21 protein-coding genes and 1 pseudogene are annotated in these 25,110 nt (G+C 62.9%); 9 read left to right on the top strand and 13 right to left on the bottom strand.

Annotated features, from left to right (window positions below):
• The first annotated feature begins 108 nt into the window (after positions 1 to 108).
• Together A9K68_RS11720 and A9K68_RS11715 are read left to right on the top strand one after the other, a co-directional pair.
• Positions 109 to 1,491 (top strand): 3' terminal RNA ribose 2'-O-methyltransferase Hen1, encoded by a 1,383-nt coding sequence (locus tag A9K68_RS11720; protein ID WP_065009211.1) that lies wholly within the window; start codon positions 109 to 111, stop codon positions 1,489 to 1,491.
• A complete protein-coding gene (locus A9K68_RS11715) occupies positions 1,488 to 4,064 on the top strand; it encodes a polynucleotide kinase-phosphatase (RefSeq protein ID WP_065009210.1) in 2,577 nt (858 codons plus the stop codon). Before A9K68_RS11720 ends, A9K68_RS11715 begins: the two co-directional genes overlap by 4 nt.
• Before the next feature lie 7 nt (positions 4,065 to 4,071).
• Here A9K68_RS11715 and A9K68_RS11710 read toward each other — a convergent pair whose 3' ends face one another.
• From A9K68_RS11710 to A9K68_RS11680, 7 genes are all read right to left on the bottom strand, one after another.
• Entirely contained in the window at positions 4,072 to 4,365 is a 294-nt protein-coding gene (locus A9K68_RS11710) for an HlyU family transcriptional regulator (RefSeq protein ID WP_065009209.1), read from the bottom strand.
• Positions 4,366 to 4,471: 106 nt separating this feature from the next.
• Positions 4,472 to 5,140: a PadR family transcriptional regulator gene (locus A9K68_RS11705; RefSeq protein ID WP_065009208.1), complete on the bottom strand. Its 669-nt coding sequence runs from the start codon at positions 5,138 to 5,140 to the stop codon at positions 4,472 to 4,474.
• Positions 5,141 to 5,320: 180 nt separating this feature from the next.
• Complete coding sequence (locus tag A9K68_RS11700) at positions 5,321 to 5,701, bottom strand: DCC1-like thiol-disulfide oxidoreductase family protein (protein WP_203546898.1); 381 nt, start codon at positions 5,699 to 5,701, stop codon at positions 5,321 to 5,323.
• 152 nt (positions 5,702 to 5,853) lie between these two features.
• Positions 5,854 to 6,147, bottom strand: a complete 294-nt coding sequence (locus A9K68_RS11695; protein WP_065009207.1) for a GYD domain-containing protein — start codon at positions 6,145 to 6,147, stop codon at positions 5,854 to 5,856.
• Between the two features lie 207 nt (positions 6,148 to 6,354).
• Complete coding sequence (rpoD, locus tag A9K68_RS11690) at positions 6,355 to 8,376, bottom strand: RNA polymerase sigma factor RpoD (protein ID WP_029350162.1); 2,022 nt, start codon at positions 8,374 to 8,376, stop codon at positions 6,355 to 6,357.
• A 371-nt stretch (positions 8,377 to 8,747) separates the two neighbouring features.
• Complete coding sequence (gene dnaG, locus A9K68_RS11685) at positions 8,748 to 10,724, bottom strand: DNA primase (protein WP_065009267.1); 1,977 nt, start codon at positions 10,722 to 10,724, stop codon at positions 8,748 to 8,750.
• Positions 10,725 to 10,878: 154 nt separating this feature from the next.
• Positions 10,879 to 11,241, bottom strand: a complete 363-nt coding sequence (locus A9K68_RS11680) for an RcnB family protein (protein ID WP_065009206.1) — start codon at positions 11,239 to 11,241, stop codon at positions 10,879 to 10,881.
• 392 nt (positions 11,242 to 11,633) lie between these two features.
• Here A9K68_RS11680 and A9K68_RS11675 point away from each other — a divergent pair, with 392 nt between their 5' ends.
• From A9K68_RS11675 to A9K68_RS11665, 3 genes are all read left to right on the top strand, one after another.
• Positions 11,634 to 13,298, top strand: a complete 1,665-nt coding sequence (locus A9K68_RS11675) for a Na/Pi cotransporter family protein (RefSeq protein ID WP_163603011.1) — start codon at positions 11,634 to 11,636, stop codon at positions 13,296 to 13,298.
• Between the two features lie 158 nt (positions 13,299 to 13,456).
• Complete coding sequence (locus A9K68_RS11670; RefSeq protein ID WP_065009204.1) at positions 13,457 to 14,638, top strand: MFS transporter; 1,182 nt, start codon at positions 13,457 to 13,459, stop codon at positions 14,636 to 14,638.
• 179 nt (positions 14,639 to 14,817) lie between these two features.
• On the top strand, positions 14,818 to 15,327 hold the full coding sequence (locus A9K68_RS11665) for a DUF1801 domain-containing protein (RefSeq protein WP_065012037.1): 510 nt from the start codon (positions 14,818 to 14,820) through the stop codon (positions 15,325 to 15,327).
• Positions 15,328 to 15,338: 11 nt separating this feature from the next.
• Here the strand turns inward: A9K68_RS11665 and A9K68_RS11660 are convergent, their stop codons facing one another.
• Positions 15,339 to 16,214 carry an arginase family protein gene (locus tag A9K68_RS11660; protein ID WP_163603010.1) on the bottom strand — a complete coding sequence of 292 codons (876 nt, stop codon included), beginning with the start codon at positions 16,212 to 16,214 and terminating at the stop codon, positions 15,339 to 15,341.
• A 217-nt stretch (positions 16,215 to 16,431) separates the two neighbouring features.
• On the opposite strand from A9K68_RS11660, the gene A9K68_RS11655 reads away from it, so the two are divergent.
• Positions 16,432 to 16,890, top strand: coding sequence for a DUF1801 domain-containing protein (locus A9K68_RS11655; RefSeq protein ID WP_065012035.1), 459 nt, complete (start codon positions 16,432 to 16,434; stop codon positions 16,888 to 16,890).
• Positions 16,891 to 16,973: 83 nt separating this feature from the next.
• Here the strand turns inward: A9K68_RS11655 and A9K68_RS11650 are convergent, their stop codons facing one another.
• Positions 16,974 to 17,423: a GatB/YqeY domain-containing protein gene (locus tag A9K68_RS11650; protein ID WP_065012075.1), complete on the bottom strand. Its 450-nt coding sequence runs from the start codon at positions 17,421 to 17,423 to the stop codon at positions 16,974 to 16,976.
• A 281-nt stretch (positions 17,424 to 17,704) separates the two neighbouring features.
• Here A9K68_RS11650 and carA point away from each other — a divergent pair, with 281 nt between their 5' ends.
• Positions 17,705 to 18,922, top strand: a complete 1,218-nt coding sequence (carA, locus tag A9K68_RS11645) for a glutamine-hydrolyzing carbamoyl-phosphate synthase small subunit (protein ID WP_082982762.1) — start codon at positions 17,705 to 17,707, stop codon at positions 18,920 to 18,922.
• Positions 18,923 to 19,134: 212 nt separating this feature from the next.
• Here carA and A9K68_RS11640 read toward each other — a convergent pair whose 3' ends face one another.
• The 3 genes and pseudogenes from A9K68_RS11640 to A9K68_RS11630 form a co-directional block, all read right to left on the bottom strand.
• Positions 19,135 to 20,412 (bottom strand): TCR/Tet family MFS transporter, encoded by a 1,278-nt coding sequence (locus A9K68_RS11640; protein WP_065012034.1) that lies wholly within the window; start codon positions 20,410 to 20,412, stop codon positions 19,135 to 19,137.
• Between the two features lie 165 nt (positions 20,413 to 20,577).
• The gene (locus A9K68_RS11635; RefSeq protein WP_065012033.1) at positions 20,578 to 21,504 is read right to left on the bottom strand and encodes a neutral zinc metallopeptidase; all 927 of its coding nucleotides are present in this window, start codon (positions 21,502 to 21,504) and stop codon (positions 20,578 to 20,580) included.
• Between the two features lie 201 nt (positions 21,505 to 21,705).
• Positions 21,706 to 21,893: pseudogene (locus A9K68_RS11630) on the bottom strand (hypothetical protein).
• Between the two features lie 209 nt (positions 21,894 to 22,102).
• Here A9K68_RS11630 and A9K68_RS11625 point away from each other — a divergent pair.
• Together A9K68_RS11625 and A9K68_RS11620 are read left to right on the top strand one after the other, a co-directional pair.
• Positions 22,103 to 22,951 carry a protein-L-isoaspartate O-methyltransferase gene (locus A9K68_RS11625; RefSeq protein WP_065012073.1) on the top strand — a complete coding sequence of 283 codons (849 nt, stop codon included), beginning with the start codon at positions 22,103 to 22,105 and terminating at the stop codon, positions 22,949 to 22,951.
• A 145-nt stretch (positions 22,952 to 23,096) separates the two neighbouring features.
• Positions 23,097 to 23,750, top strand: a complete 654-nt coding sequence (locus tag A9K68_RS11620) for a dihydrofolate reductase family protein (RefSeq protein WP_065012072.1) — start codon at positions 23,097 to 23,099, stop codon at positions 23,748 to 23,750.
• Between the two features lie 352 nt (positions 23,751 to 24,102).
• Here the strand turns inward: A9K68_RS11620 and A9K68_RS11610 are convergent, their stop codons facing one another.
• Positions 24,103 to 24,897 carry an SDR family oxidoreductase gene (locus A9K68_RS11610; RefSeq protein ID WP_065012032.1) on the bottom strand — a complete coding sequence of 265 codons (795 nt, stop codon included), beginning with the start codon at positions 24,895 to 24,897 and terminating at the stop codon, positions 24,103 to 24,105.
• Positions 24,898 to 25,110: the final 213 nt, after the last annotated feature.

The following is a 25,110-nucleotide window of genomic DNA, read 5'->3' as shown; positions in this document are numbered from 1 at the left end:
TGCGATCTGCTAGCGCGGCTGCGCCCGAGTCAAAGTGTTGGATGGCTTTTACCAGGATAGCCGCGCGACACCATTGGTTATTCCGCTTGTCTGCGCTATCGGTCGCCGATGTTCCTCTCCGTCGCCACAACGCATCGTCCGGCCACAGATCTCGGCTTCTTGCTGCACAAGCATCCCGATCGTCTGCACGAGACCGACCTGTCCTTCGGCAAGGCGTGGCTGTTCTATCCCGAGGCGACTGACAAGCGTTGCGAGGCTGCTCTACTGCTCGACGTCGATCCGATAGGGCTCGTGCGGGGCAAAGGTCAGGCAGAAGGCCTGCTGGACCAGTATGTAAACGACCGGCCCTATGCGGCATCGTCCTTCCTGTCGGTGGCGCTAAACAAAACGCTGCGGACCGCTATGACCGGCATATCAAAGGAGCGCCAGGAACTGGCCAACAGCGACCTGCCGCTGGAGGCGGTGGTGACACCGCTGCCGATGCGCGGCGGTGAGGCTCTGGTTCGAGGCCTGTTCGAACCTTTGGGGTGGACCGTCGATCTAACCCCGATAGGGGACGTCGGGTCTGGTGCAAGCGGCCCGCGATACGGTCAACTGAAGTTAACCGGCACCGGCCGGCTAAGTGCCCTGCTGAACCACCTTTATGTCCTGATCCCGGTGATGGACGACGCCAAGCACTACTGGGTCGGCGAGGCTGAGATCGACAAGCTGCTATCCAAGGGCGAGGGCTGGCTGGAAAACCATCCCGCCAAAGACCTCATCGTACGTCGCTATCTGCGCAATCGCGGTGCCTTGGCCCGTATCGCCCTCGAGCGATTGGCTCCCGAGACGGCCGGCGAGGCGCTGCCTTCTGAAGCCCGCGTTGCGCCCGAGGAGGCGCTGGAGGTGCCGATCCGGTTGAACGATTTGCGCATGGACGCTGTGGTCCAGGCCATTCGAGCCACCGGCGGAACCACTATTGCGGATTTGGGATGCGGCGAAGGCAAGCTACTCTATCGGCTCGTGCGCGAACGATGGGTCCACAAGCTGTTTGGACTTGATCCTGAAGTCCGCGAACTGGAATGGGCTGCCAAGCGTCTCAAGCTGAACGAGTTCGGCGGGCCGCCCGAGGGTCGGGTCACGCTGCTACATGGATCGCTGACGTATCGGGATAGCCGCTGGGCCGAGGCCGACGTTGCGGTGCTGGTCGAAGTCATCGAGCATCTGGACGAGAACAGGCTGCCTCTGGTCGAACGCATCGTTTTCGGCGAGACGGCGCCCAAATCGGTGATCGTGACCACTCCGAATGCGGACTACAACGCCCTGTTCGCCAACCTGGCCCCTGGCGCCTTTCGCCACCCGGACCACCGCTTCGAATGGAGCCGCGCCCAGTTCGAAACCTGGGCGGCCAAAATCGGTGAGACCTATGGCTATTCCGCCGCCTTCAGCGGCATCGGGGCCGAGGACCCTGTCCTGGGGGCGCCCACGCAGATGGTGGTGTTCACGCGATGAGAGAGCCCGACAAGACTGATCTCACCATCCCTGACTTCGCTCTGGTTGTGCTGATCGGCTCGACCGGATCGGGCAAGTCGACCTTCGCCGCCAAGCATTTCCTGCCGACCGAGATCATTTCCTCGGATCGCTGCCGCGCGCTCATTACCGACAACGAGACTGATCAAGACGTCTCGGCCGATGCCTTCGATCTGGTGCGCGAGATCGCCGGCAAACGGCTCAAGCACCGCAAGCTGGCCGTCATCGACGCCACCAATGTGCGGGCCGCCGACCGCAAGGCCTGGGTCGAGCTGGCGCGCAAGTGGCACGCTCTGCCAGTCGCTGTGGTCATCGATCCTGGTGTCGATGTCTGCGTCGCGCGCAACGCGTCGCGCCCCGACCGGCCGTTCGGGCCCGGGGTGGCCCAACGCATGACGAGCGAAATCCGCAAGGGTCTCGGCGGCCTGCAACGTGAGGGCTTCCGCCAGGTCTGGAAGCTCACCAGCGAGACCAGCATCGACGCGGCCAAGGTCTCGCGCCAACCGCTGTGGACCGACAAGCGCAACGATCACGGTCCGTTCGATATCATAGGCGATATCCACGGTTGCGCCGATGAGCTTCAGATCCTGCTCAGTCGACTCGGCTACAGCTTCGCTTGGTCCGAGGATCGCGACGATCGGACGGTCGCCGTGACCCCGCCGGAGGGCCGCAAGATCGTCTTTGTCGGCGACCTCGTCGATCGCGGCCCCAACGCGCCCGATGTCCTGCGCATCGCTATGAGCATGGTCGCAGCCGGTACTGCCTACTGTGTCCAAGGCAATCACGAACGCAAGCTCGGCCGATGGCTGGAAGGCCGCAAGGTCACGGTCGCCCACGGCCTTCAGCAAACGATCGACCAATTGGACGCTCAGGATCGCGGTCTGCGAGAGGCCCTGCCGGCCTTCCTCGACGGCCTGCGCAGCCATGTCTGGCTGGACAGCGGACGCCTCGCCGTCGCTCATGCCGGCCTTAGGGAAGAGATGATAGGGCGTGGCTCCGGCGCCGTGCGTGAGTTCGCCCTCTACGGCGAGACCACAGGCGAGATCGACGAATTTGGCCTTCCCGTCCGAGCGGACTGGGCCACGGCCTATCGTGGCAAGACGGCCGTGATCTACGGCCACACGCCGGTGCTGTCGGCCGAGTGGGTCAACAACACCCTGTGCATCGACACCGGCTGCGTATTCGGCGGCAAACTGACGGCTTTGCGCTGGCCCGAACGCGAACTGGTCGATGTCCCGGCAATCCAGACCTGGTCGGAACCGATGCGTCCGCTGGGCGGGTCCAGGCCGGACAAATCGGCGCAGGCCGACGCCGACGGGGTGCTCGACTACCAGGATGTCTCCGGTCGCCGTTGGATCGAGACCGAACTGAGGGGCCGGATCGTCGTGGCCGAGGAGAATGCTTCGGCAGCGCTGGAGGTGATGAGCCGCTTCGCGCTGCCGCCGCAATGGCTGATCTATCTGCCGCCGACGATGTCGCCGTCAGAGACGAGCAGCCTAGGCGGCTGGCTGGAACGTCCCGAGGACGCCCTCGCTTACTACCGCGAACGTGACGTCGCTCAGGTGGTGTGTGAGGAGAAGCACATGGGCTCGCGGGCAGTGATCGCGCTGTGCCGGGACGCGCAGACGGCCCGTAACCGCTTCGGGACATTGGGCGATGAAACCGGCGCGATCTGGACCCGGACCGGACGCTCCTTTTTCAACGACCCTGCCATGACGGAAGGCCTGCTCGCCCGTCTCCGCGCCGGCGTCGAAGCAGCGGACCTGTGGGAGGAATTAAACAGCGACTGGCTGCTGCTGGACACCGAGATAATGCCCTGGTCGGCCAAGGCCAGCAGCTTGATTGAAAGCCAGTATGCGCCGGTGGCAACGTCCTCGGCCGCCGGCTTCCAGGTCAGTCGCGAGGCGTTGGCCCGTGCGATGGCGCGCGGCGTCGATGCAACCGCCCTCAACGCCCGCCTTGAAGACCGGGCTTCGCGTGCGGCCAAATATGCCATCGCCTGGGCGCCCTATGTGTGGCCGGTCTCGGACATCGACGGCCTGAAGGTTGCGCCGTTCCACCTGCTCGCCAGTGAGGGACGTGTTTGGTTCGACCAGGACCACATTTGGCACATGACGCTTGCAGACCGTCTGGCTGCGGGCGATGGCGTGGTAACGCGCACGCGATGGCGCACGGTTGATCTGGCCGACGCCAGCGCGTGTGCGGAGGCCGTCGCCTGGTGGGAGGCGCTGACGGGCTCGGGTGGCGAAGGCATGGTGGTTAAACCGCTCGACTTCATCAGTCGGAGCAAGAAGGGACTCATCCAGCCGGCGCTGAAAGTCCGCGGCCGAGAATACCTGCGCATCATCTATGGCCCCGAATATGATGCGCCGGACAATCTGGTCCGCCTGCGAGAGCGAAGCTTGGGCGGCAAGCGCAGCTCGGCGCTCAGGGAATTCGCGCTCGGGCACCAGGCGCTGAAGCGATTTGTCGCCAAACAGCCGCTTCGGCGGATTCACGAGTGTGTTTTTGCCGTGCTGGCGCTGGAGAGCGAGCCAATCGATCCAAGGCTGTAATGAGGATCTACCCGAACATCTTCTCGCCCTGCTCGTCGACGAGTTGGATGCCCTTCTTGATCGAGATGTCGACGGCGTCGTCGAGCCCGGCAAAACGGTCGGCGCGGATGAATTTGTGCTCCTTCATCACGCCGTCGATCTCCTTAGAAACTACGCCGCAGGTCTGGTATTGGCCTTCCGCCTTGTAGGGCGTGGCGCTGATTAAAAATCCCTTGTGCTCGATCTGCTTTGCCGGTGCAGCACTCTTTGGTTCGCCCGCGTCACCGCCGCCACCGCCGAAAAGACGTTTCAGAAAAGACATGGGAGCGCCCTCCAACGGCAATCATCCTGCATCACATAGCGTGGTGCAGGATGATTTCACTAGCGGTCCTTAGGCAAACGGGCAAGGGCCGCATCCGGCCCGGACGTCAATCGCGCGACAGCGCTTCGAGGGCTTCGGCCGCCCCTTTCAATATTGCGATTGCCTCGGCCTGTTTTTCAGCGGGAGCGTCGACGATGTCGCCGAGGGCTGCGCGCAGCCGCTGGCGCACGGCGCGGAATTCGTTGCGCTTTTCCGAACGGCCGCGGCCGCGACGTCCGCCATCCTCGTCCTCGTTCCAGCCGAACCAGTCGCGCGCCCTTGCCATCTTGCGGCCGAAACGCTCGAGATGGTCGAGCACATGGTCGATCATCTCGCGATTGTCATTGAGATGCGTCTGGCCTGCCTCGGTAATCGAAAACACCTTTTTGTTGCCTTCCGCCGACGAGACGGCATAGCCGGCCTCTTCCAGGAAGGTCAGCGTCGGATAGACCACGCCTGGGCTCGGGCTGTAGACGCCGCTGGTGCGCTCCTCCAGCGCCTTGATGATGTCGTAGCCGTGGCGCGGCGCCTCGGCCAGCAGCGACAGCGTGATCAGCTTGAGATCGCCGTCGGCCAGCATACGCCCGGCGCGGAACATGTCGCCCGGCCCGCCGCGCCCGCCGCCCCTCATGCCGTGGCCGAATGGGCCGAAGCCGCCGCCACGACCGCCGAATTTGCCGGCCATATGCATGAAAACGCGCTCGGCATGCTCGCCGAAATGATGATGTCCGTGCATCGTCTGCTCCTTGAGTTATGTCTCACGATATATCTTAATTAGGCAGGCGAGGTGATTGAGTCAAGATATATCTTACGATGTAACGTAATTGCGCACGGCATGAAAGTGCGCGTTTGCGGCAAAGGCAGTGGCTGAACCTCTCCGGAGTCCCAAAAGGCCCGGGGCGGTTGTCTCTGCCGCTTACCAGCGGCCCTTGCGCCGGTTCCAGGCATAGAGAAGATCGGCGAAGCGATCATAGGCATAGCGCGTCAACGGCAGCACGGTGCGGTTGCCGAACAGCGCTGCCAGCCAGCCCTCGCCCGGTGTTTTCAGCCAGACGGCAATTACGACGTCGGCGCCGACCAGCAGTTTGCCATCCGCATCAATTGCGTGCAGCCGGCGGCGGATGTCCTCCAGCGACACGCCGTATCCGGCCAGTGCCGCCGGTTCGGCATTGATGTCGCGAAACGCGATCCGCCCGGTCTTGATCGCCTCGATCAGCCGCCGCTTCTGCCGGCTGATGCCGGCATCGCAAACCGGACAGCGGGTGTTGTACCAGATGGTCAGCAGAGGCTTGGGCATGTGTTCAGAGACGCGAGCTGAGGTGCTGCGCGGAGTATCCGAGAAGTACCTTTGCCCCGCAACATTTCGGACCAGACTGGCCGGGCGCCGCCAAGCGGCGCCTGACCGTGCCGGGCTCGGCAGCTTGCGCGGATCTGTAGCCGCGCAACGCCTCAGCCGAGCGAGGCGATGATCTCGCGATAGGCCAATTCCGGGAAAGCCTTGAGCGTCCGCGTCCTCACGTTACCGCCTGTCGCCAGCATCAGCGAGAAACGAGCGAGCACCGCATCGTCGGGCGCTTCGACGATCGCCACCATATCGCATTCGCCCATGGTGAGATAAAACGCCTTGAACGAGCCACCCATGTCTCCCAGCAGCTTCTTGGCGGCATCGAGCCGCTTCGGCGACTCGCGCACATTTTTGGCGCCCTGCTCCGTCCAGTTGATCAGCACGATATAGTTTGTCATGCACACCTCCCTCCGGGGCCTCGGAGCACGGCGTCACTGCCGGGGCGGGCATCCGGGTTTGTCGCCCAGAAAATGCATCCGACACGAGATTATCCTCCCACAGCAGGTGTGCTGCAACAACAACCGCACCGTCTGGCGAGACAATTCCTGGCACGGACGAAAAAGGGCGCCGCAGCGCCCTTTAAATTGCTTATCCGTCACCCGGCATTAGCTATCGAGGAAGCTCCGCAGCTTGCGCGAGCGGCTGGGATGCTTGAGCTTGCGCAACGCCTTGGCTTCGATCTGGCGGATGCGTTCGCGGGTGACCGAGAACTGCTGACCGACTTCCTCCAGCGTGTGGTCGGTGTTCATGCCGATGCCGAAGCGCATTCTAAGCACGCGCTCTTCACGCGGGGTGAGCGAAGCAAGCACCCGCGTCGTCGTCTCGCGCAGATTGGCCTGGATCGCCGCGTCGATCGGCAGGATCGCCATCTTGTCCTCGATGAAATCGCCGAGATGCGAATCCTCCTCGTCGCCGACCGGCGTTTCGAGCGAAATCGGCTCCTTGGCGATCTTCAGCACCTTGCGCACTTTTTCCAGCGGCATGGCGAGCTTTTCCGCCAGTTCCTCCGGCGTCGGCTCGCGTCCGATCTCGTGCAGCATCTGGCGCGAGGTGCGCACGATCTTGTTGATCGTCTCGATCATGTGCACCGGAATGCGGATGGTGCGCGCCTGGTCGGCGATCGAGCGGGTGATCGCTTGCCGGATCCACCACGTCGCGTAGGTCGAGAACTTATAGCCGCGGCGGTATTCGAATTTGTCGACCGCCTTCATCAGGCCGATATTGCCTTCCTGGATCAGATCGAGGAACTGCAGGCCGCGATTGGTGTATTTCTTGGCGATGGAAATGACGAGGCGCAGATTGGCCTCCACCATTTCCTTCTTGGCGATGGCAGCTTCGCGCTCGCCCTTCTGCACCTGGTTGACGATCTTGCGGAATTCGAGGATCGAGATCGCCGTTTCGGTGGCGAGGTTCTGGATCTCGGCGCGCAGGTCGCGGATCGCGTCCTTTTCGTTCTTGGTGAATTCCTTCCAGCCGCGCGAGGTCAGATTGCCGATCGAGCGCGTCCAGTTGGGATCGAGTTCCGAGCCCTGATACTCCTTCAGGAATTCCTCGCGGCGCACGCCATAGCTTTCGGCCAGCCGCAACAGCTTGCCTTCGTTCTGCACGAGGCGCTTGTTGATGTCGTAGAGCTGCTCGACCAACGCCTCGATGCGCGCCGTGTTAAGAGACAGCGACTTCACCGCCTTGATCAGCTGGTCCTTCAGCTCCTTCAGCCGGCGGTCCTGGCTGGGCGACAGCGTGCCCGCGGCGGCCAGCCGGTTCTCGACCTGCTGGTCCTGCAGCTTGCGCAATTTCTTGTAGGTGTCAGCGATGACGTCGAGCGTCTCCATTACCTGCGGGCGCAGTTCCGCTTCCATCGCCGCCAGCGACAGGCTGGCTTCGTCCTCGTCTTCCTCGTCGTCATCAGTCAGACCGCGCGTGTCGCCGCCGACATTGGTGATGTCGTCCTCGTCCTCGCGCGAGCGGCGCGGCTTGTCCTCGGTCTTGGCTTCCTCGATCCGTTCGACCACCGGCGCCTGCTTGGCCTCCGGTCCGGCATAGGTCGCTTCGAGGTCGATGATCTCGCGCAAGAGGATCTTCGATTCGTTGAGCTCGTCACGCCAGATGATGATGGCTTGGAAGGTCAGCGGGCTTTCGCACAGGCCCGCGATCATCGTCTCGCGGCCAGCCTCGATTCGCTTGGCAATCGCGATTTCGCCCTCACGCGACAGAAGCTCGACCGAGCCCATTTCGCGCAGATACATGCGAACCGGATCGTCGGTGCGATCGGTCGGCTCTTTCTTGGTGGTCGTCGCGGCAACGGCGGTACCGGTCTGCTCGGCCAGTTCGTTGGCGTCTTCCTCGGCGTCGGCAGCCGCGTCGGCGGCTTCGGGCTCCTCCCCCTGCTCGTCGTCCTCGACCACGTTGATGCCCATGTCGGAGAGCATGGCCATCGTGTCCTCGATCTGCTCGGAGGTCACTTCCTCCGAGGGCAGCACCGAATTCAGTTCGTCCATGGTGACATAGCCGCGCTTCTTGGCGGCTTTGATCATCTTCTTGACAGCATCGTCGGAAAGGTCGAGCAGAGGGCCGTCGGTGGCGCCTTCACGTTCGGTCTCGACCTCTTCCTTTTCTTTTGTCGCCATTCTTTATTTTCTCCAAGCGGCCAAGTATCAAGCCGCGTAAGCTGCCGTGCCGGTTAAATCAGATGCGCTCGCTCTAGAACGCGCTTCCCCGGGCCAGTAACTGCATCTCTCGTTAAGTCCAGATTAACCCTGGTATCTGTGGCAGGCTGACCGCCTGTCCAGTGACCGGTACCTCACATCGCTGCATTTCCCGTCGACGCCGGTACGGGTTAACGTTTCGAATCGTCCTGATTCCGTCATTCTGCCAGAAGGTCAAGCGCCTCTCGCATGATTCGCATGAAAAAAGCGAATCAATTACCCGACTTAAAGCGCCGCGGCTGATTCGAGGCGCAAGCACGGTTCTGCACTTTCACTCTTTCGTAAGCTTCGACCTACACCCGCCCGGCCCTGCCCGATGACACGCCGAACCCGTCGATCAGCGCTTCCGTTGCTTGCACATCACGAAATTGCGCCTGGATCTCGACGAGATGCCGGTAGTTTTCGTCCGTGGGATCGCTGGCGAGCGCCGCTTCCGCCTGTTTCAGCTCCTTATGTAAGGTGCGCGCGCTGCGCTGCAAGTGGAGCGCCTGGCTGAAGGCGTCGCGGGCATCGTCAAGTCCGGCTGTTTCCAGCGCCGGCCACTGCCGAGCCCGTTTGATCAGCGCCACCACGCGCGCCCAGATCTCGCCGCAGCCGGCCCGTTGGATCGTCGCGATCACCGCGTCGCGGTCGTTGGCCATGTCATGCGCCATCGCATCGAGGATCGCCGCATGCAGCCGCTTCAGATCGGTATTGGCGAGGTCGAGGAACTCGACATGTTCGAAATTCTCGTCGATCAGCGCCGGATGATTGACAAGAGCTGCGATGATCGTCGCCTCGCGCACCGACATCCCCTCACTGCCGCGCTTGACAAGCGCCGAGCGGCCGAGGCTTTCGGTGATCGCGGTGCGTCCGCCGGCATTGCCGCCGCGTGCGAACTGTCCGCCGGGAGCGGAGCCCTTGCCCTGAAAGCGCCCACCGGGCCGCGCATCTTGGCGCCCGCCTTGATAGCCTTGGAGCGCGCTGCGCTGGGTGCCGAAAAAGCTTAGCACCCGCTCGCGCATTTCCTGTTGGTAGTGGTAGCGCAAGCTCTCGTCACGAATGCGGCTGGTCAGTTCGCGCAGCGTCTTTTCCAGTTCCGCCCGCCGCTCCGGCGTGTCGAAGATGCCGCCGGCCGTTTCGCGCACCCACAAAAGGTCGGCGAGCGGCCGCGCCTCGGAAAGCACTGCGCGAAACGCGTCCGGCCCGTCGGCCTTGACCAGATCGTCGGGGTCCTTGCCTTCTGGCAGAAGCGCAAAGCGCACCGAGCGGCCTGCCTGAACCGCCGGCAGCGCCATGTCGGCGGCGCGCCATGCCGCCTTCAGTCCGGCCTGGTCGCCGTCGAAGCACAGCACCGGCTCGCCGGCCATGCGCCACAGGAGTTCGAGCTGGTTTTCGGTCAGCGCGGTGCCGAGCGGCGCCACAACATTCTCGAAACCGGCCTGCGCCAGCGCGATCACGTCCATATAGCCCTCGACGGCGATGACCGTGCCACCCTTGGCCAGCGCCCCCTTTCCCAGCGCTTGGCGCGCACGGGCGAAATTGTAGAGCACATTGCCCTTGTGGAAGAGCTCGGTGTCGGGCGAATTCATGTATTTGGCGAGCGCATCGGCGGCCAGCGCCCGCCCGCCAAAGGCGATTATCTTGCCTCTGGAATCCGGGATCGGGAACATGATGCGGTCGCGGAACCAGTCGTAGGAGACCGGGACGTCGTCGCCGTGGCGCACCAGCCCGCATGCCTCGATATCAGCCTTGGGCACGCCCTTGGCGGCAAGATGCTCCTTCAGCGCGTTGCGGCTGTCGGGCGCATAGCCGAGCCGGAACGACTGCTGCGTCGCCGGTGTCAGCCCGCGGTCGCGCAGATAGGCCCGGGCTTTTGCGCCTTCCGGTCCCTGCAGCCGCTCCTGGAAGAAGGCAGTCGCCATTTCCATGATTTCGGTCAGGCTGGCGCGTTCCTTTTCGCGCCGTTCCTCCTGGGCATCGCGCACCGGCATCGGCACGCCGGCCATGTCGGCGATCTTCTCGACCGCTTCGGGAAAGCTCATCCCGTCGAGTTCGGTGAGGAACTTGAAGTGGTCGCCCGAAACCGAGCAGCCGAAGCAATGATAGCGGCCCTTCTTGTCCTCGCAATGGAAGGACGGGCTCTTCTCGCCATGGAAAGGGCAGCACGCCCAATAGTCGCCGCGCGGCGCGTTGGTCTTCTTCCTATCCCACGCCACGCGCTGGCCGATCACCGATGAAATCGGCACGCGGTCGCGTATCTCGTCGAGAAAGGCAGGGGGAAAGCGCATCGGGAACGGCTCGTTTGCCTCCATATAGTCACGCCGGCGAAACCCGACGACTCCTAATGCACAACCATACCCGGTTTTCACAGGGCAAAAGAAGGCGGCCGATGCGAGCCGCCTTCTTCCTATTCCGGCATAGTGCCGGTGGACATTTGGACGATCAGTGCGCGGCGATCGCGCCGAAGATGATGCCGGAGACGACGCTGACCAGGAGATAGTCGTTGCCGACGCGGATCCATTCCTGGCCACGGCTCGGACGACGCAGGCCGTAGTGGCGATAGTCGCGGATTGGCTGGTGGCGCTTCCAGCTGGAATATTTCTGGCCATTGCGCCAATGGTTCCTCTTCACGACGACTTTCTTCTTCACCACGACGCGCTTCTTCACGTGCCTGTCCGGCTTCCAGTCGACCTGGCTGTAGTTCGACTGGGGTGCATTCGGCGCGTTCAGCGGCGCTGCCTGGCCCTGCAGGGACGTGGCAGCCAGCATAGAGAGGGCGACTGCGGAAAGAATGATGCGTTTCATCACGGGGGGTACTCCTTTGGTTGCCGATGCCCAAGCAATAGAGCCCGAAGAATGAACCGAAACTGAACACGCGGATTACATTTTTGTAATGATTTCATGTATTTAAGATAGCCAATTCAACACTCAGCTCAAACCGGATTTGAAGGGGTCGTCGGCACTCGACCGCGCGACCATCCAGAAGCCGGCCGGCAATGCAACCATTTTGCGATCCATCCATTTCCGACACACCCTGTCGCGCACCAACAGCCGGCCGAATTGGGCAAAATTTATTATCCGGCTAAAAGTAATCGGAGTAGTATCGATCTTTGCAATGTCCTTGATTCGCCCCCTCTTTTACCTCTGTGCCGTCACGGCGCCCGTATCGCTGTCGCCTGTCGGAATGCGAGCATGACATGAGCGGTTCGGTCGTTTTGCTGCATCTTGCCGGCGCGGTGGCGCTGATGCTGTTTGCCATCCGCTTGGTGAAGACAGGTGTCGAGCGCGCCTATGGCGATGTGCTGCGCCACAAGCTGCGCGCGACCATGCGCAATCCTTTCATGGCGGTTCTGGCCGGCTGCGGCCTGGCGATCGCGCTGCAAAGCTCCACCGCCGTCACCTTGCTGGTCGGCTCCTTTGCCGGCGCCGGCATCGTCAGCGGCATATCGGGCCAGCTTGCCGTGCGCGGCGCCGAGATCGGCTCGGCACTGGTGGTCAAGTTGCTCACCTTCGACCTGTCGCTGCTGGTGCCGGTCTGTCTTGTCGCCGGCACCGTCATGTTCATGGCCACCGAGCGGCGCGACTGGCGCCAGTTCGGCCGCATCCTGGTCGGCATCGGCCTGCTGGTATTGTCGCTGGAGATGATCGGCCAGGCATCGGAGCCGCTGCGCCAGAGCACGCTGATGCCGGTCGTCGTCGATTACTTCTCCGGCGACCCGGTCACCGCCTATCTGCTGGCGGCGCTGGTCACCTGGCTGTTTCATTCCTCGATCGCCGCGGTGCTGCTGATGGTGACGCTCGCCGGCCGTGGCTTCATCCCGCCCGAACTCGGCATCGTGCTGGTGCTCGGCGTCAATCTGGGTTCGTCGATCATCGCGCCGCTGCTCACCCGCAATGCGGAGCCGGGCGTGCGTGTCGTACCGATCGGCAATCTCCTGATGCGCGCATGGGGCTCTCTAGCCATGCTGATCCTGTTCCTGTGGTTGAAGCCGCCGGTCGCCTTTCTCGGCGCCACCGTGCCCGACCAGATCGTCAACGCACATATCTTGTTCAACATCCTGATCCTAGTTGCCGGCCTGCCGCTGGCCGGCCTCGTCTACCGCGCTTCGGAAAAGATCGTGGCGCTCGGCACCAAGCCGGCGCCGGCCGAAGCGCTCGACGTCGTCGAGCTGTCCGCGCTCAACGACAGCGCGCTGGATGTGCCGAGCCAGGCGCTGGCCAACGCCACCCGTGAGGTGGTACGGGTCTGCGAGACGGTCGAGATCATGCTGAAGCGCATCATCGAGCTCTATGAGAGCGCCGACGCCGACAAGATCAAGGCGCTGGCCGCGCTCGACGACCGCGTCGACAAGAAGCACGCAGCGATAAAGCTCTATCTGGCCAAGGTCACCAAGAACCCGCTGAACGAGGACGAGGCGCTGCGCTGCCAGGAGCTGATCGGCGCCTGCGTCAAGCTCGAGCAGGTCGGCGACATCATCGTGCGCAACATGCTGGTGCACGTCAGGAAGAAGCTCGAGCGCGGGCTGGAGTTCACGCCCGAAGGCTGGCGCGAGCTTTGCGCCTTCCACGCCTCGGTGCTCGCCAACGCACGGCTTGCCTTCAACGTGCTGGTCTCGCGCGATCCGGAGACCGCCCGCCAGCTGGTGCTCGAAAAGGACCGGCTGCGCGACCGCGAGAAGGAGACCAGCGCCAGCCATTTCGTGCGGCTGCGCGATGGCACCGCCAAGAGCGTCGAGACCAGTTCCATCCATCTCGACACCATCCGCGACCTGAAGCAGATCAACTCGCTGCTCGCCTCGATGGCTTATCCCGTGCTAGAGGAACGCGGCCTGCTCACCGGCTCGCGGTTGAAGGCCGGGTGATCCCGGAGCCTTGTCCTTCTCCCACAACAAAGGGAGAAGGAAAAACGTCGCGCCAGCCCGATCAAGAAAACCTAAACCGGCATCGACAATTTCTGGATTGCTCGCCGCTCTCGTTCGTGATTTGAGGCCATCTCATTCAAGGATCGCCTTCCAGCGCCATGCTTCCCCTCATCGCCCTGTTCATCGCTGCGTTCGCATTCGGCACCACCGAGTTCGTCATCGCCGGTGTGCTGCCGCAGGTGGCGGATGGCCTTGGCGTCTCCATCCCAACTGCCGGCTACCTCGTCTCCGGCTACGCCGGCGGCATCGCAATCGGCGGACCGCTATTGACGCTCGCCACCAAGACGATTTCGCGCAAGGCCTTGCTGCTTGGCCTTGCCGCAGCCTTCACCATCGGCCAGGCCGCTTGCGCACTTGCACCCGACTTCGCGTCCATGTTGCTGTTGCGGATTGCGGTGGCCGTGGCGCACGGCGCCTATTTCGGCGTCGCGATGGTGGTCGCGGTCGGCCTGGTCCGCCACGACCAGCGCGGAATGGCCGTTGCGCTCATCCTGTCGGGCCTCACGGTCTCCAATGTCATCGGCGTGCCGGCCGGCACTGCGATCGGCAACATCTGGGGGTGGCGTGCGACGTTCTGGGTGATGTGCGCGCTTGGTGTGGTTTCCATCGCCGCCATGGCCGCCCTCCTCCCACGCAAGACGGGATCGTCGCGCCAGTCCGTCAGTTTTGGCAGCGAGGTTCGCGTGCTTGCACGCCAGCAAGTCTGGACGTCGCTGATCCTCATGCTGATGCTGATGATCGGCCAGTTCGGCCTGTTCACCTACATCACGCCGACGCTGCTTGAAATCACCGGCCTCGATGAGGACCTCGTGCCCTGGGTGCTCCTGCTCAACGGTGTCGGCGCCACGATCGGCGTCTTTCTTGGCGGGCGGCTCGCCGACTGGAAACTGATGCCCTCGCTCATCACCATGCTTTTCATGCAGGCGGTGACACTTGCCGTCATTTACGCCGTCAGCCCGTACCCGGTGCCGATGGTCGTGGCGATCATTGTCTGGGGCGGACTCAGCTTCGCCATCGGCACGCCGATCCAGACCCGTATCCTGACGTGGACGGCGGATGCCTCCAACCTCGCCTCATCGCTCATCCCGGCCGGCTTCAATGTCGGCATCGCGCTGGCAGCCTCGCTCGGTGCCGCTATGCTCAATGCCGGTTATGGCTATCTCAGCCTGCCGGTGGTTGGCGCCATGGCCATGCTGGTCGCCGTGGCGGTCGCGCTTGCCTCGCATCTCCAGGAGTGGCGCAGCAGTGCGACGCCGCCGCTGCCGGCCGCAGCCGAATAGACGGGCAGACTCCACAATCGATCCGGTAGCGCAGGCTTTCCGCGACGTCCGCCTTTTGGAGAGAAAGCCTCTGCCTCTGCGCTTGTTGGTTTGGCGGAGATCAATAGGATTCCGAAATTGATCTTCAGGGGCGGCTTTCTAGAATCAAGTATGATCGATTACCACCTGGAGTGAACACAATGGCCGACCACACATCCGAGAAGTCGGCGAAGGCCGCCGCCGAGCGGGTCGCTGCGAAACCGACCAAACCCCGCAAGGCGACGCCGGAGCCGCAGCCCGGCAAGGCCGCGAAACCGGCACTCCTCGCCGGCGGCAACCCCCAGATCGCGAAGGCTGAAGGCGACGCTCCCGTGCAGGCCTACATCGCGGCCATGCCGGGCTGGAAAAGCGACCTCGGGCGCCGTCTCGACGCGATCATCGCGGGCACTGTCCCCGGTGTGCACAAGGCAGTCAAATGGAACTCGCCATTTTACGGCATCGAAGGCCAGGGCTGGTTCCTGTCGTTCCATGTCTTCTCCCGCTACGTCAAAGTGACCTTCTTCCGAGGCACGTCACTGCGTCCTCTTCCTCCCGGCAAGTCCAAGCACAAGCAAGTGCGCTATCTCGACGTTTATGAGGACCAGCTCGACGAAGCTCAATTTGCCGCTTGGGTGAAGCAAGCCAGCCAATTGCCCGGCGAACGAATGTGAGATGCCGCGAATTACCCAAGGGCGTCTGCAAGCACCTCATTCAAGCCGGCGAACGCGACGGACTCGTCTGGCGCATGGGCCGGATTAACTTCTGTGATGGTCAGGCCGCGCCATTGCGGCAGGGCGGTCAACTGCTTTAGCGCGAAGGCGGCGTCCTCCAGTTTGAGACCGTCGCAACGGCGCACATTCTCAGCAATCGGAAAATCGACAAAGGAGAGTGCATCGACATCGAAGTGAATAAGCACACGGTCAAAGCGGGCCGCCCAGGCGGCCGCGCGCGCCGTCGCTGCCTCGATATCACTCAAAGCTTCCTCACGCGATATAACTTTAATCGCGTTATCTCTGATCACCGCAGCTTCGGGCGGAGTGATGTTCTCGACGCCGAAATAGAGGAGTTGCTGAGGCACAAGCATCGGGCGGGTTGGGCCGAGCCTGGCGAGCGAAGGCTCGCATCCGGGAATATCGAGCAGATGAGCGACACCAGTCCAGTCCAAGGCGCCGTCGCTCGTATCAGGTGTGTTGAGATCGGCGTCGAAATCCATGTAGACGAGCCCGATCCGTGCACCGGCCGCGTTCGCTCCGGCGACCGTTCCCAGCTCCACAGTACAATCGCCGCCTAAAACAAGCACGTCCTCCTGTGCTGCGATCGCCGTCGCCACGTGGCTTGCGACCAAGTCACAGGCGTGGCGCACGGCCTCTAGGTTCATAGTCTGCGGCTGCGAGGGATCCGGTCGCCATCGGAACGATGCAACATCGCCATCATCCCTGATGGTTCTGCCTCGGCTCGCGAGCGCCTCTGCGAGCCCATGTCGCCGAAAGGCCGCGGGCGCTTGTTCCTGCCCCGGCGAATAGGCGCCGGCGCTGGTGGCGGCGCCGATAATGTTCAACAAACGCGCCGACAAATCGAGGCTCCAATTTCGTATGATCCTCGTTGCAAAACGGGTCTGGAGGGACGAAGGTTCCTCCTCGATGTTGAGAGTTTGTTGCCCGGCATTGGCACGAAGCCTAATAGGCCAGGCGTTCGCGCCGGAACGGCAAACGGCTCGCCGCATCGATCCCGTCGTGAGGCGCCGGACGCGCACAAAGCCATTTGGACCCAGTATCATGACCAAAGCGACAACAGCCATGAAGACGAGCGGCTCGAAGGAAGGAGAAGGAGCAGACACTCCCTCTCAGTTGATAGATGCGAGAATCAACGAGCTGAGGGATTGGCGGGGTGAGATGCTCGCTCGGGTCCGAACCCTCATCAAGCAGGCCGATCCCGAAGTGATCGAGGAGTGGAAGTGGAGAGGGGTTCCGGTATGGGAGCACGCCGGAATTATATGCACCGGTGAGACGTACAAGAATGTCGTGAAGATGACCTTCGCCAAGGGCGCCTCACTGGAGGACCCTTCAGGCCTCTTCAACTCCAGTCTCGAAGGCAACACCAGGCGCGCCATCGATATCCATGAGGGTGACAAGATCGATGAAGAGGCATTGAAGGCGCTCATTCGCGCCGCGGTGGCACTGAACATGTCGGGGCGAGCTACCACCACCCGCTCTCAGAAACCAAAGAGCGCTTAAGGACCATCCACATCCGGGCAGGCTGGCTCCCCGGGGTCGCGTTCGTCGAAGCCTTATGAACATCGCAAGCGCGGGGAAAATCCCTACTGCAGCAGTCCCTTGACGATGCCGCTCGCCTTGGAGAAATCCATCTGGCCCGCGTATTTCTCCTTGAGTGCAGCCATCACCCTGCCCATGTCCTTGACGCCGCTGGCGCCGGTCTCGGCGATGGCGGCGCGGATCGCCGTTTCGGTCTCGGCCTGGCCCAGTTGCGTCGGCAGGAAGTCTCGGATGATAGCCATCTCGTCGCGCTCCTGTGCGGCAAGCTCCGGCCGTTTGCCGTCGTCGAAAGCCTTGGCCGACTCCTCGCGCTGCTTCACCATCTTGGCCAGGATCTGCAAAATCTCGTCATCGGCGGCCGGCTCCTTGCCGGCGCCGCGATTGGCGATGTCGCGATCGTGAATGGCCGCCTGGATCAGCCGCAAGGTCGGCAGCCGACGCTTGTCCTGCGCCTTCATCGCACTCTTCAGGGATTCGGCGATTTTGCCCCGCATGATGCTTTCTCCTTCGAATGCGACGGACAATAGCCGCGCCGAAACCCCATGGCAAATTCGAGGTCGCCCGGCAAACCGCTGATATTGTTCGACGAAATAAATCCAGGGCTCGTACGGCGTGGCATCATTGACCGCCTTGGCGCCTTCCCCTATGTACTGGGCCTTGCATGAACTGAATTTTTGTTGCGCGCGCTGGCTGCGAAATCGCCGCTGCGCGCGGTTTGCTGCGCAGAATGGTTCGCCGGACCGATTGAAGGGTGCAGCCTTTTAGGAGTGCCGCCATGGCAACGATGACCGCCGCGTCGACCCCCCCTTGGGCCACTGAGAAGCCGACGGCCTTGCTGGTGCTGGCCGACGGCACCGTCATCGAGGGCCGCGGCCTTGGCGCCACCGGCTCCGCCGTCGCCGAGGTTTGCTTCAACACCGCGCTGACAGGCTATCAGGAAATCCTCACCGACCCGTCCTACGCCGGCCAGATCGTCACCTTCACCTTTCCGCATATCGGCAATATCGGCACCAATGACGAGGACATCGAGGATCTCACCCCGGTCGCGCGCGCCGGCGCCGTCGGCGCCGTGTTCAAGGCCGACGTCACCAATCCGTCCAGTTATCGCGCCGCAGCTGGTCTCGACCAATGGCTGAAGAAACGCGGCATCGTGGCGCTTTCGGGCATCGACACCCGTGCACTGACCGCGCTGATCCGTGAAAAAGGCATGCCCAACGCCGTCATCGCGCACGCGCCCGACGGCATCTTCGACATCGACGATCTGAAGCGCCGCGCCGCCGCCTGGTCCGGCCTGATCGGGCTTGACCTGGCCAAGGACGTTACTTCCGGCCAGTCCTCGGTCTGGCGTGAGACGCCCTGGGTCTGGGACGAGGGCTTTGGCGAACAGATCGATCCGTCCATGCACGTCGTCGCCATCGACTACGGCGTCAAGCGCAACATATTGCGCCTGCTTGCCGGTCTCGGCGCCAAGGTCACCGTGGTGCCGGCCAACACCGGCGCCGAGCAGATCCTCGCCATGCGGCCCGACGGCATCTTTCTCTCCAACGGTCCCGGCGACCCGGAAGCCACCGGCGACTATGCCGTTCCGGTCATCCAGGACCTGCTGAAGACCGACATCCCGGTCTTCGGCATCTGCCTCGGCCACCAGATGCTGGCGCTGGCGCTGGGCGGCAAGACCGCAAAAATGCATCAGGGCCATCACGGCGCCAACCATCCGGTCAAGGATCACACCACCGGCAAGGTCGAGATCGTCTCGATGAACCACGGCTTTGCCGTCGATGCCGACTCGTTGCCGAGCGGCGTCGAAGCAACCCACGTCTCGCTGTTCGACGGGTCGAATTGCGGCATCGCTCTGACCGGCAGGCCGGTCTTCTCGGTCCAGCATCATCCCGAAGCCTCACCCGGCCCGCAGGATTCGCATTATCTGTTCCGCCGCTTCGTCAATCTCATCCGCGAAAAGCGCGGCGAGCCGGCGCTCGCGGAGCGCGCCTAAGGCGCGTCGCGTCTGAAGGGATTCCTGCGACGCTCTTTAAGTTCCTGTTTTTTGTGCATGTCGTTGCCCAAACCGCTGGGCGCACTTTTGGGCGACATGCATTGGAGCATTTTCCACGAAAAGTGAGTATCGGCTTTGCGCCCGCAATTGCGTTAAAACGGATTGACTGGCGGCGACGGCGGAAATCGAGCCGCCTTCATGCTTTTTCGCTCTTAACGAAGATCAACCCCGTCGGTCACCGCTTCTTGCGCATGCATGCGTTTGACTTCCTTCGGCGTCGGCTTGGCCACTTTCGTGACGAAGACGATGAGCGCCAGCGTGAGAAAAACCGCGCCGAGCAGATAAGGGGCCCCGCCGAACACCACGGGCGCGCCCGGACCGGTGAACCAGGAAAAGATCGCCGTATAAAGCAGCGGCGTGATGATCGACGTGATCGAGAAGATCGAGGTCATCGCCCCCTGGAGTTCGCCCTGCGCCGAAGGCGGCACCTTGGCGGCGGCGAGACTTCTGAGCGGCGGATCGGCCAAGGCTTCCAGACAGCCGACGACGATCACCGCATAGATCATCCAGCCTTGCGACGCGAAGGCGTAGCCGAAGGCGCTGAGTGCCGTGAATGCAAGACCGAGTACCGCCGTCTTCCACTCGCCAAGTTTGGGGATCACGCGCGGCAGGACCGTCGCCATGACGATCGCACCGCACAGACCGAAGGCGCCGAGCGAGAAACCGATCTGCTGTTCGTTCCAGCCATAGCGGTAATTGGAGACGAACGACCACACCGCCGGATACATCATATGCCCAAGCGTCATCATGAAGAAGACAAGCCCGATCCAGCCAATGCCTTGGTAGTTGCGCATCTGGATGAGCGTCCCGACCGGGTTCGCGCGTTTCCACTCGAAGCGGCGGCGGTGCTTGTTATCAAGCGTTTCGGGCAGCAGAAACAGGGCGATCAGGAAATTCAGGAAAGCAAGCGCGGCGGCGAAATAGAACGGTACCCGTGGCCCGAGCGTGCCGAGCAGCCCGCCCAGAACCGGTCCGATGATGAAGCCGACGCCGAAGGCGATGCCGAGCAGGCCGAAGTTCTTCGCCCGGTTCTCATCGGTCGAGATGTCGGCGATGAAAGCGGAAGTCGTTGAATAGCTGGCGCCGGAAATGCCGGCCAGCACGCGTCCGATAAACAGCATCGGGTAGGACCATGCGACAGCGCAGATCAGATTATCGATGGCAAAGGTGAAGACGGAGGCGAGCAGGATCGGCCGCCGTCCGAACCGGTCGCTCAACCCGCCGATGACAGGTGCGAAAACGAACTGCATCGCCGCATAGGCGAAGAACAGCCAGCCCCCCTCGATCGCCGCCTCGCCGATGCCAACGCCGGTCAATTCCCTGAGATAGGCCGGCAGCACCGGCATGATGATGCCGAACCCGATGATATCGAGCAGCAGCGTGGTGAAAACGAGCGCAAGGCCCCGCCTGGCGGTTTTGGGGTCTATCATGATGGCGTCGGCTCCTCAGACCGCCTTGGGGCAAAGGCGCGGGCTCGTTATAGGCGAGCCCGTCTTACGGAACAATAAGAGAACGGACTCGGCAGTCCTATCCTGACATCAGCTGACGTGCCCTGCCGCCGCGCGTGGCAACTTAAGCGGGAGTGTTCGAACACCTCAGATCGGAGTGTTGAACGTATCGCAGTCCGACAGCTTGCCGCTCCTGTAGCCGCGCGCCAGCCAGGTCTGCCGCTGCTGCGAGGTGCCGTGGTTGAAGCTTTCCGGCACGACATAGCCCTGCATCTTCTTCTGCATCGTGTCGTCGCCGATCTGCTGGGCGGCGTTCAGCGCCTCGTCCATGTCGCCCTGCTCCAGGATTCCCTTCTGCCCGGTGAAATGCGCCCAGACGCCGGCGAAGCAATCGGCCTGAAGCTCGACCTGCACCGACATGTGGTTGGCCTCGGCCTCGCCCATTTGCTGCCGCATCTGATTGAACTTGGGCAGGATGCCGGTGATGTTCTGGACATGATGGCCGACCTCATGCGCGATCACATAGGCCTGGGCGAAATCGCCCGAGGCGCCGAATTGCTGATCGAGCTGCTGGAAAAAGGTCGTGTCGAGATAGACCTTGCGGTCGCCGGGGCAGTAGAACGGGCCGGCCGCGGAAGAGGCGAAGCCGCAGGCCGAGCGGATCTGACCGCTGAACAGTACCAGTTTGGGGTCTTCGTAGGTCAGGCCCTCGGCCTGGAAAATGCCGGTCCAGGTGTCCTCGGTCTCGGCCAGCACCGTCGAGACGAACTGCTTCATCTCGTCGGAGGCCGGCGCACCGGTGCCCTCCCCGCTATTGTCGGTGATCTGACCGCCGCCCGGCCCCACGCCACCATCGCCGCCGGCCAGGATCTGCAGCGGATCGATGCCGAAGGCCTTCAGCCCGAAATAGAGGACCACGAGAATGATGATGGTCGACAGCGACATTCCGCCGCCGGAGCGGCCGCCGACCGGGATGCGGAACCGGCCGGGCCCACCGCGCGGCAGGTTGAACCCGCCACCCTGGCCGCGTTGGTCTTCGACATTGTCACTTTGACGACGACCCTTCCAGAGCATGGCACTCCTCGCGATGCACGTATCGGTACTTGGCCGATCTCATGGCCCGATCCGACCCAACAAACAATTATCTCAATGGTTGCGCCAAGTCACAGTTTTTTTCGCATGAAGGGCCGCCGGCACTGGGGTCAGTCGGTGCACGACAGCCGCGGCTGAGAGCCCTGCCGACGGCTTTTTTGGTCTTGGACTTAGCGGTTACGCTCAGATCTTCTGCTTGGTACCCGCGCTCTTGCCGTCCGAGCTTTTCGACCGCTCGTCGAAGCGGACCGCGCCCTTTTTGAGCGGGCGGCCGGTTTCCGCTTCCGTCTTGCGTTCGTCCTTCGCCGCAGCCTGCTTCAAACCTTGGCCGCTTGCTTGCCCTTCGTTGTCGGTGCCTGTCCAACGCCCATGGTATTCTCTTCGGTCTCGCGCCAATCGCTTGGCACGATCTCAAACGCAGCGGCAACGCGGCGGTTCCGGCAGTGTCGGCAATGGCGGTAGATTTAGCGTGTCGCCATCACTGCCTTGCGAAACGCTCCAAGCATCTCGGCGCTGATGCGTCAGCCACAGGCGATCTGGACTGACGCGACAAATCGGCAGTGTGCGCTATCTTGAGGCCATGACCGATCTCGCCGATGTGCGCCGCTTTTATGCGCGACTGCTGGCTGCCCATGCGGGTCCGGCCGATCCGCGTCTCGAAGACGTGTTCGCCGCGGTGCCGCGCGAGGCCTTTCTCGGGCCCGGGCCGTGGTCGGTCGTCGCCGGCAAGGGCAAGGTCGAAACGCCGAGCACCGATCCTGTTCACGTCTATCAGAACGTGCTGGTGTCGCTCGACGCCGACAAGGGCATCAACAATGGCGAGCCGTTCCTGCATGCCATGTGGATCGGCAAGGTGGCGCCAAAACCCGGCGAGACCGTCACCCATGTCGGCGCCGGCACCGGCTACTACACAGCTCTGCTGGCACAGCTGGTTTCACCTGGCGGCGCAGTCACCGCCTTCGAACTGGAATCCAGTCTCGCCGACCGCGCGAGACAGAACCTCGAAGACTATGGCAATGTGACCGTCATCCATGGCGATGCGGTCATCGGCAGCCTGCCACCGTCCGACATCATCTATGTCAATGCCGGCGTCGCAGCACCACCAGCCGAGTGGCTGAAAGCGCTAAAGCCCGGCGCTCGCATGGTCTTTCCGTGGCGCCCGGCCGAGCGCGTTGGCCTTGCGGTGATGGTGACCCGCACCGAACAGGGCTTTGCCTGCGATCCGTTCATGCGGTCGTGGTTCATCCCTTGCATCGGGGCCTCGGCGGCAACCCCCGCGGCGAAAGTCCTCGACCGCGACAAGGCGGCACGAAGCCGTTCGATCTGGCTGACGGCCGACAAGGCACCGGACCGCACCGCCACCGCCGTCATCGGCGACGTCTGGTTCTCGTCGCAAAAGCAAAAGGTTGACGGCAGGCGGCCGCAATGAAGTCGCCGAGGCGACGCGCCCGTCCTTGCCTGTCGCCACGCGCCGGAATCCAAAATTTTGTGACCCCTGTCGGACCGGCGTCCACTCGCACGTCCTTTGGCCGAAATCCGGCCCCGACGGCACCGATAATGAAAGGGAGAATCCAATGAGGAAGATCATCACTGCGACATTCGTCAGCCTCGACGGCGTTATGCAGGCGCCCGGTGGGCCGGAAGAAGACCCGGTCGGCGGCTTCAAATTCGGTGGCTGGACGATCCATTACTGGGACGACGTCGGCGGCGCCTTTATTGGTGAGACTTTCGCAAAACCATTCGCGCTTCTCCTCGGCCGCAAGACCTACGACATCTTCGCCGCGCATTGGCCGTATCAGAAGAACGATCCGATCGGCGACAGCTTCAACGCCGCCACCAAATATGTGGCCACGCACCGGCCCGATACGCTGTCCTGGCAAAACAGCCGGTCCCTCGGCGACGACGTCGTGGCCACACTGCGCCAGCTCAAGCAGGAGGACGGGCCGGACCTGCTCATCCAGGGATCGAGCGAACTCATCCAGACCTTGCTCGCCAACGACCTGATCGACGAGATCAGCCTGCTGACCTTCCCGCTGGTGCTGGGCAAGGGCAAGCGGCTGTTCGGTGACGGCGCGATGCCCGCCGCCTTCAAGCTCACCCGCTCGCAGACGTCGAGCACCGGCGTCATCATGGCGACCTATGAGCGCGCCGGCGAGATCAAGACCGGGTCTTTCGTGCCGGAACAGCCTTCCGAAGCCGAGCTCGAACGGCGTAAGAACTGGACGTAATGGAAGGGTTGCAGGCCCTGGGTTCTGCCGGTAGGCGCAGCTTAAGCCGCAATCAATCAGACGTTCCTCATGCCGCCTGTTGCCTCCGCGCCAGCCCTCCCGGATGTGAACCGCAAACTCCCGCGCGGCGGGACCGACGCTATGCTTCGCCAGGTTGATCGCTCGGCGCGGTCTTCGGCCTGGCGGCCGCGCTGGCGCTGTCGGCGTGGTGCGTGGCCGGCACGCTGCGCGCCAGGCTGCTGAGAAACGAGCGGCAGTGGCGCGCGCTCAACATTGTACTTGGGCTCGTATTGGCCGCCTCGATCATTCCGATGTGGCCGGTCGGCGTAGACGCCAACCGCCACGCCTTGGTTCAAGCCGCGTAGCGCGCAGCCGGTTTGTCAGCATGCAGGCTGCCGTAGAAGGCTTGCCGGGCGCCAAGGAAAGTGTCGAGCTTGGCCGCATCGGCAAGCGCCGGCGCGGTAACGGCTTCGCCCCTGGCCAGGCCAACAAGTGCGGCGTCGACCAGATCGTCGGCCGTCATGATGATCTCCTTCGGAAGGCTATCGATATCGCTTCCGGCAACCTCCCAGAAATCGGTCCGGGTAGCCCCCGGCAGCACGACCTGCGCCTTCACTTCGGTGCCGGCGACTTCGCGCTGCAAGGCCTCGGTGAAGTTGACGACATAGGCCTTGGTGCCGCTGTAGATGCCGCCGAACGACGTGTCGAAGGCGAGCACCGAGGCGATGTTGACGATGGCGCCGCGGTTGCGCGCGATCAGGCCCGGCAGCACGGCGCGTGTCAAGCGTGTCAGCGCCACGACATTGACCTTGATCATGCGCTCGGCGACGTCAGCGTCAGCTGTCGCCACCACTTGCGCCCCGCCAAGGCCGGCATTGTTGACCAGCAGCGTGACGCTGTCGTCGACTGATATCGCCTGCTCGATGCGGCGCAGATCGTTGTCGTCGGCGAGGTCGGCACTGATCACGCTGACCTTGCGCCCATGTGCATAGCGCAGCTTCTCCGCCAGTTCCTCGAGCCGGTCGGCGCGCCGCGCCACCAGCACCAGATCATAGCCTTGGCCGGCCAGCCGGTCCGCATAGACCGCGCCGATGCCCGACGAAGCGCCGGTGACCACCGCCGTGCCTTTGTTGCTTTGTCCACTCATTGTCCTGTTCCTTCTCGACCGATTTGCTTCGCTTCACCTGGGCGTCGGTGCCATGGGCAATCACCACTGGCGTCGCCGGCTAGCCATCTGATCCCATTTAGTGGCATATGCCACCATTTGCGAAGTAGGCATATGCCATTATCTTGTCAATGATGGAACCGAAGATTATTTGTGCGCAAGGCGGCTGGACGTCATCTCGCCCCGCCAGGGAAA

This window comes from Mesorhizobium sp. AA22, from assembly GCF_001672375.2.
Classification (GTDB): domain Bacteria; phylum Pseudomonadota; class Alphaproteobacteria; order Rhizobiales; family Rhizobiaceae; genus Mesorhizobium; species Mesorhizobium wenxiniae.
Note: the sequence above shows the minus strand (reverse complement) of the source record. Positions and strands in the feature narration are given on the sequence as shown.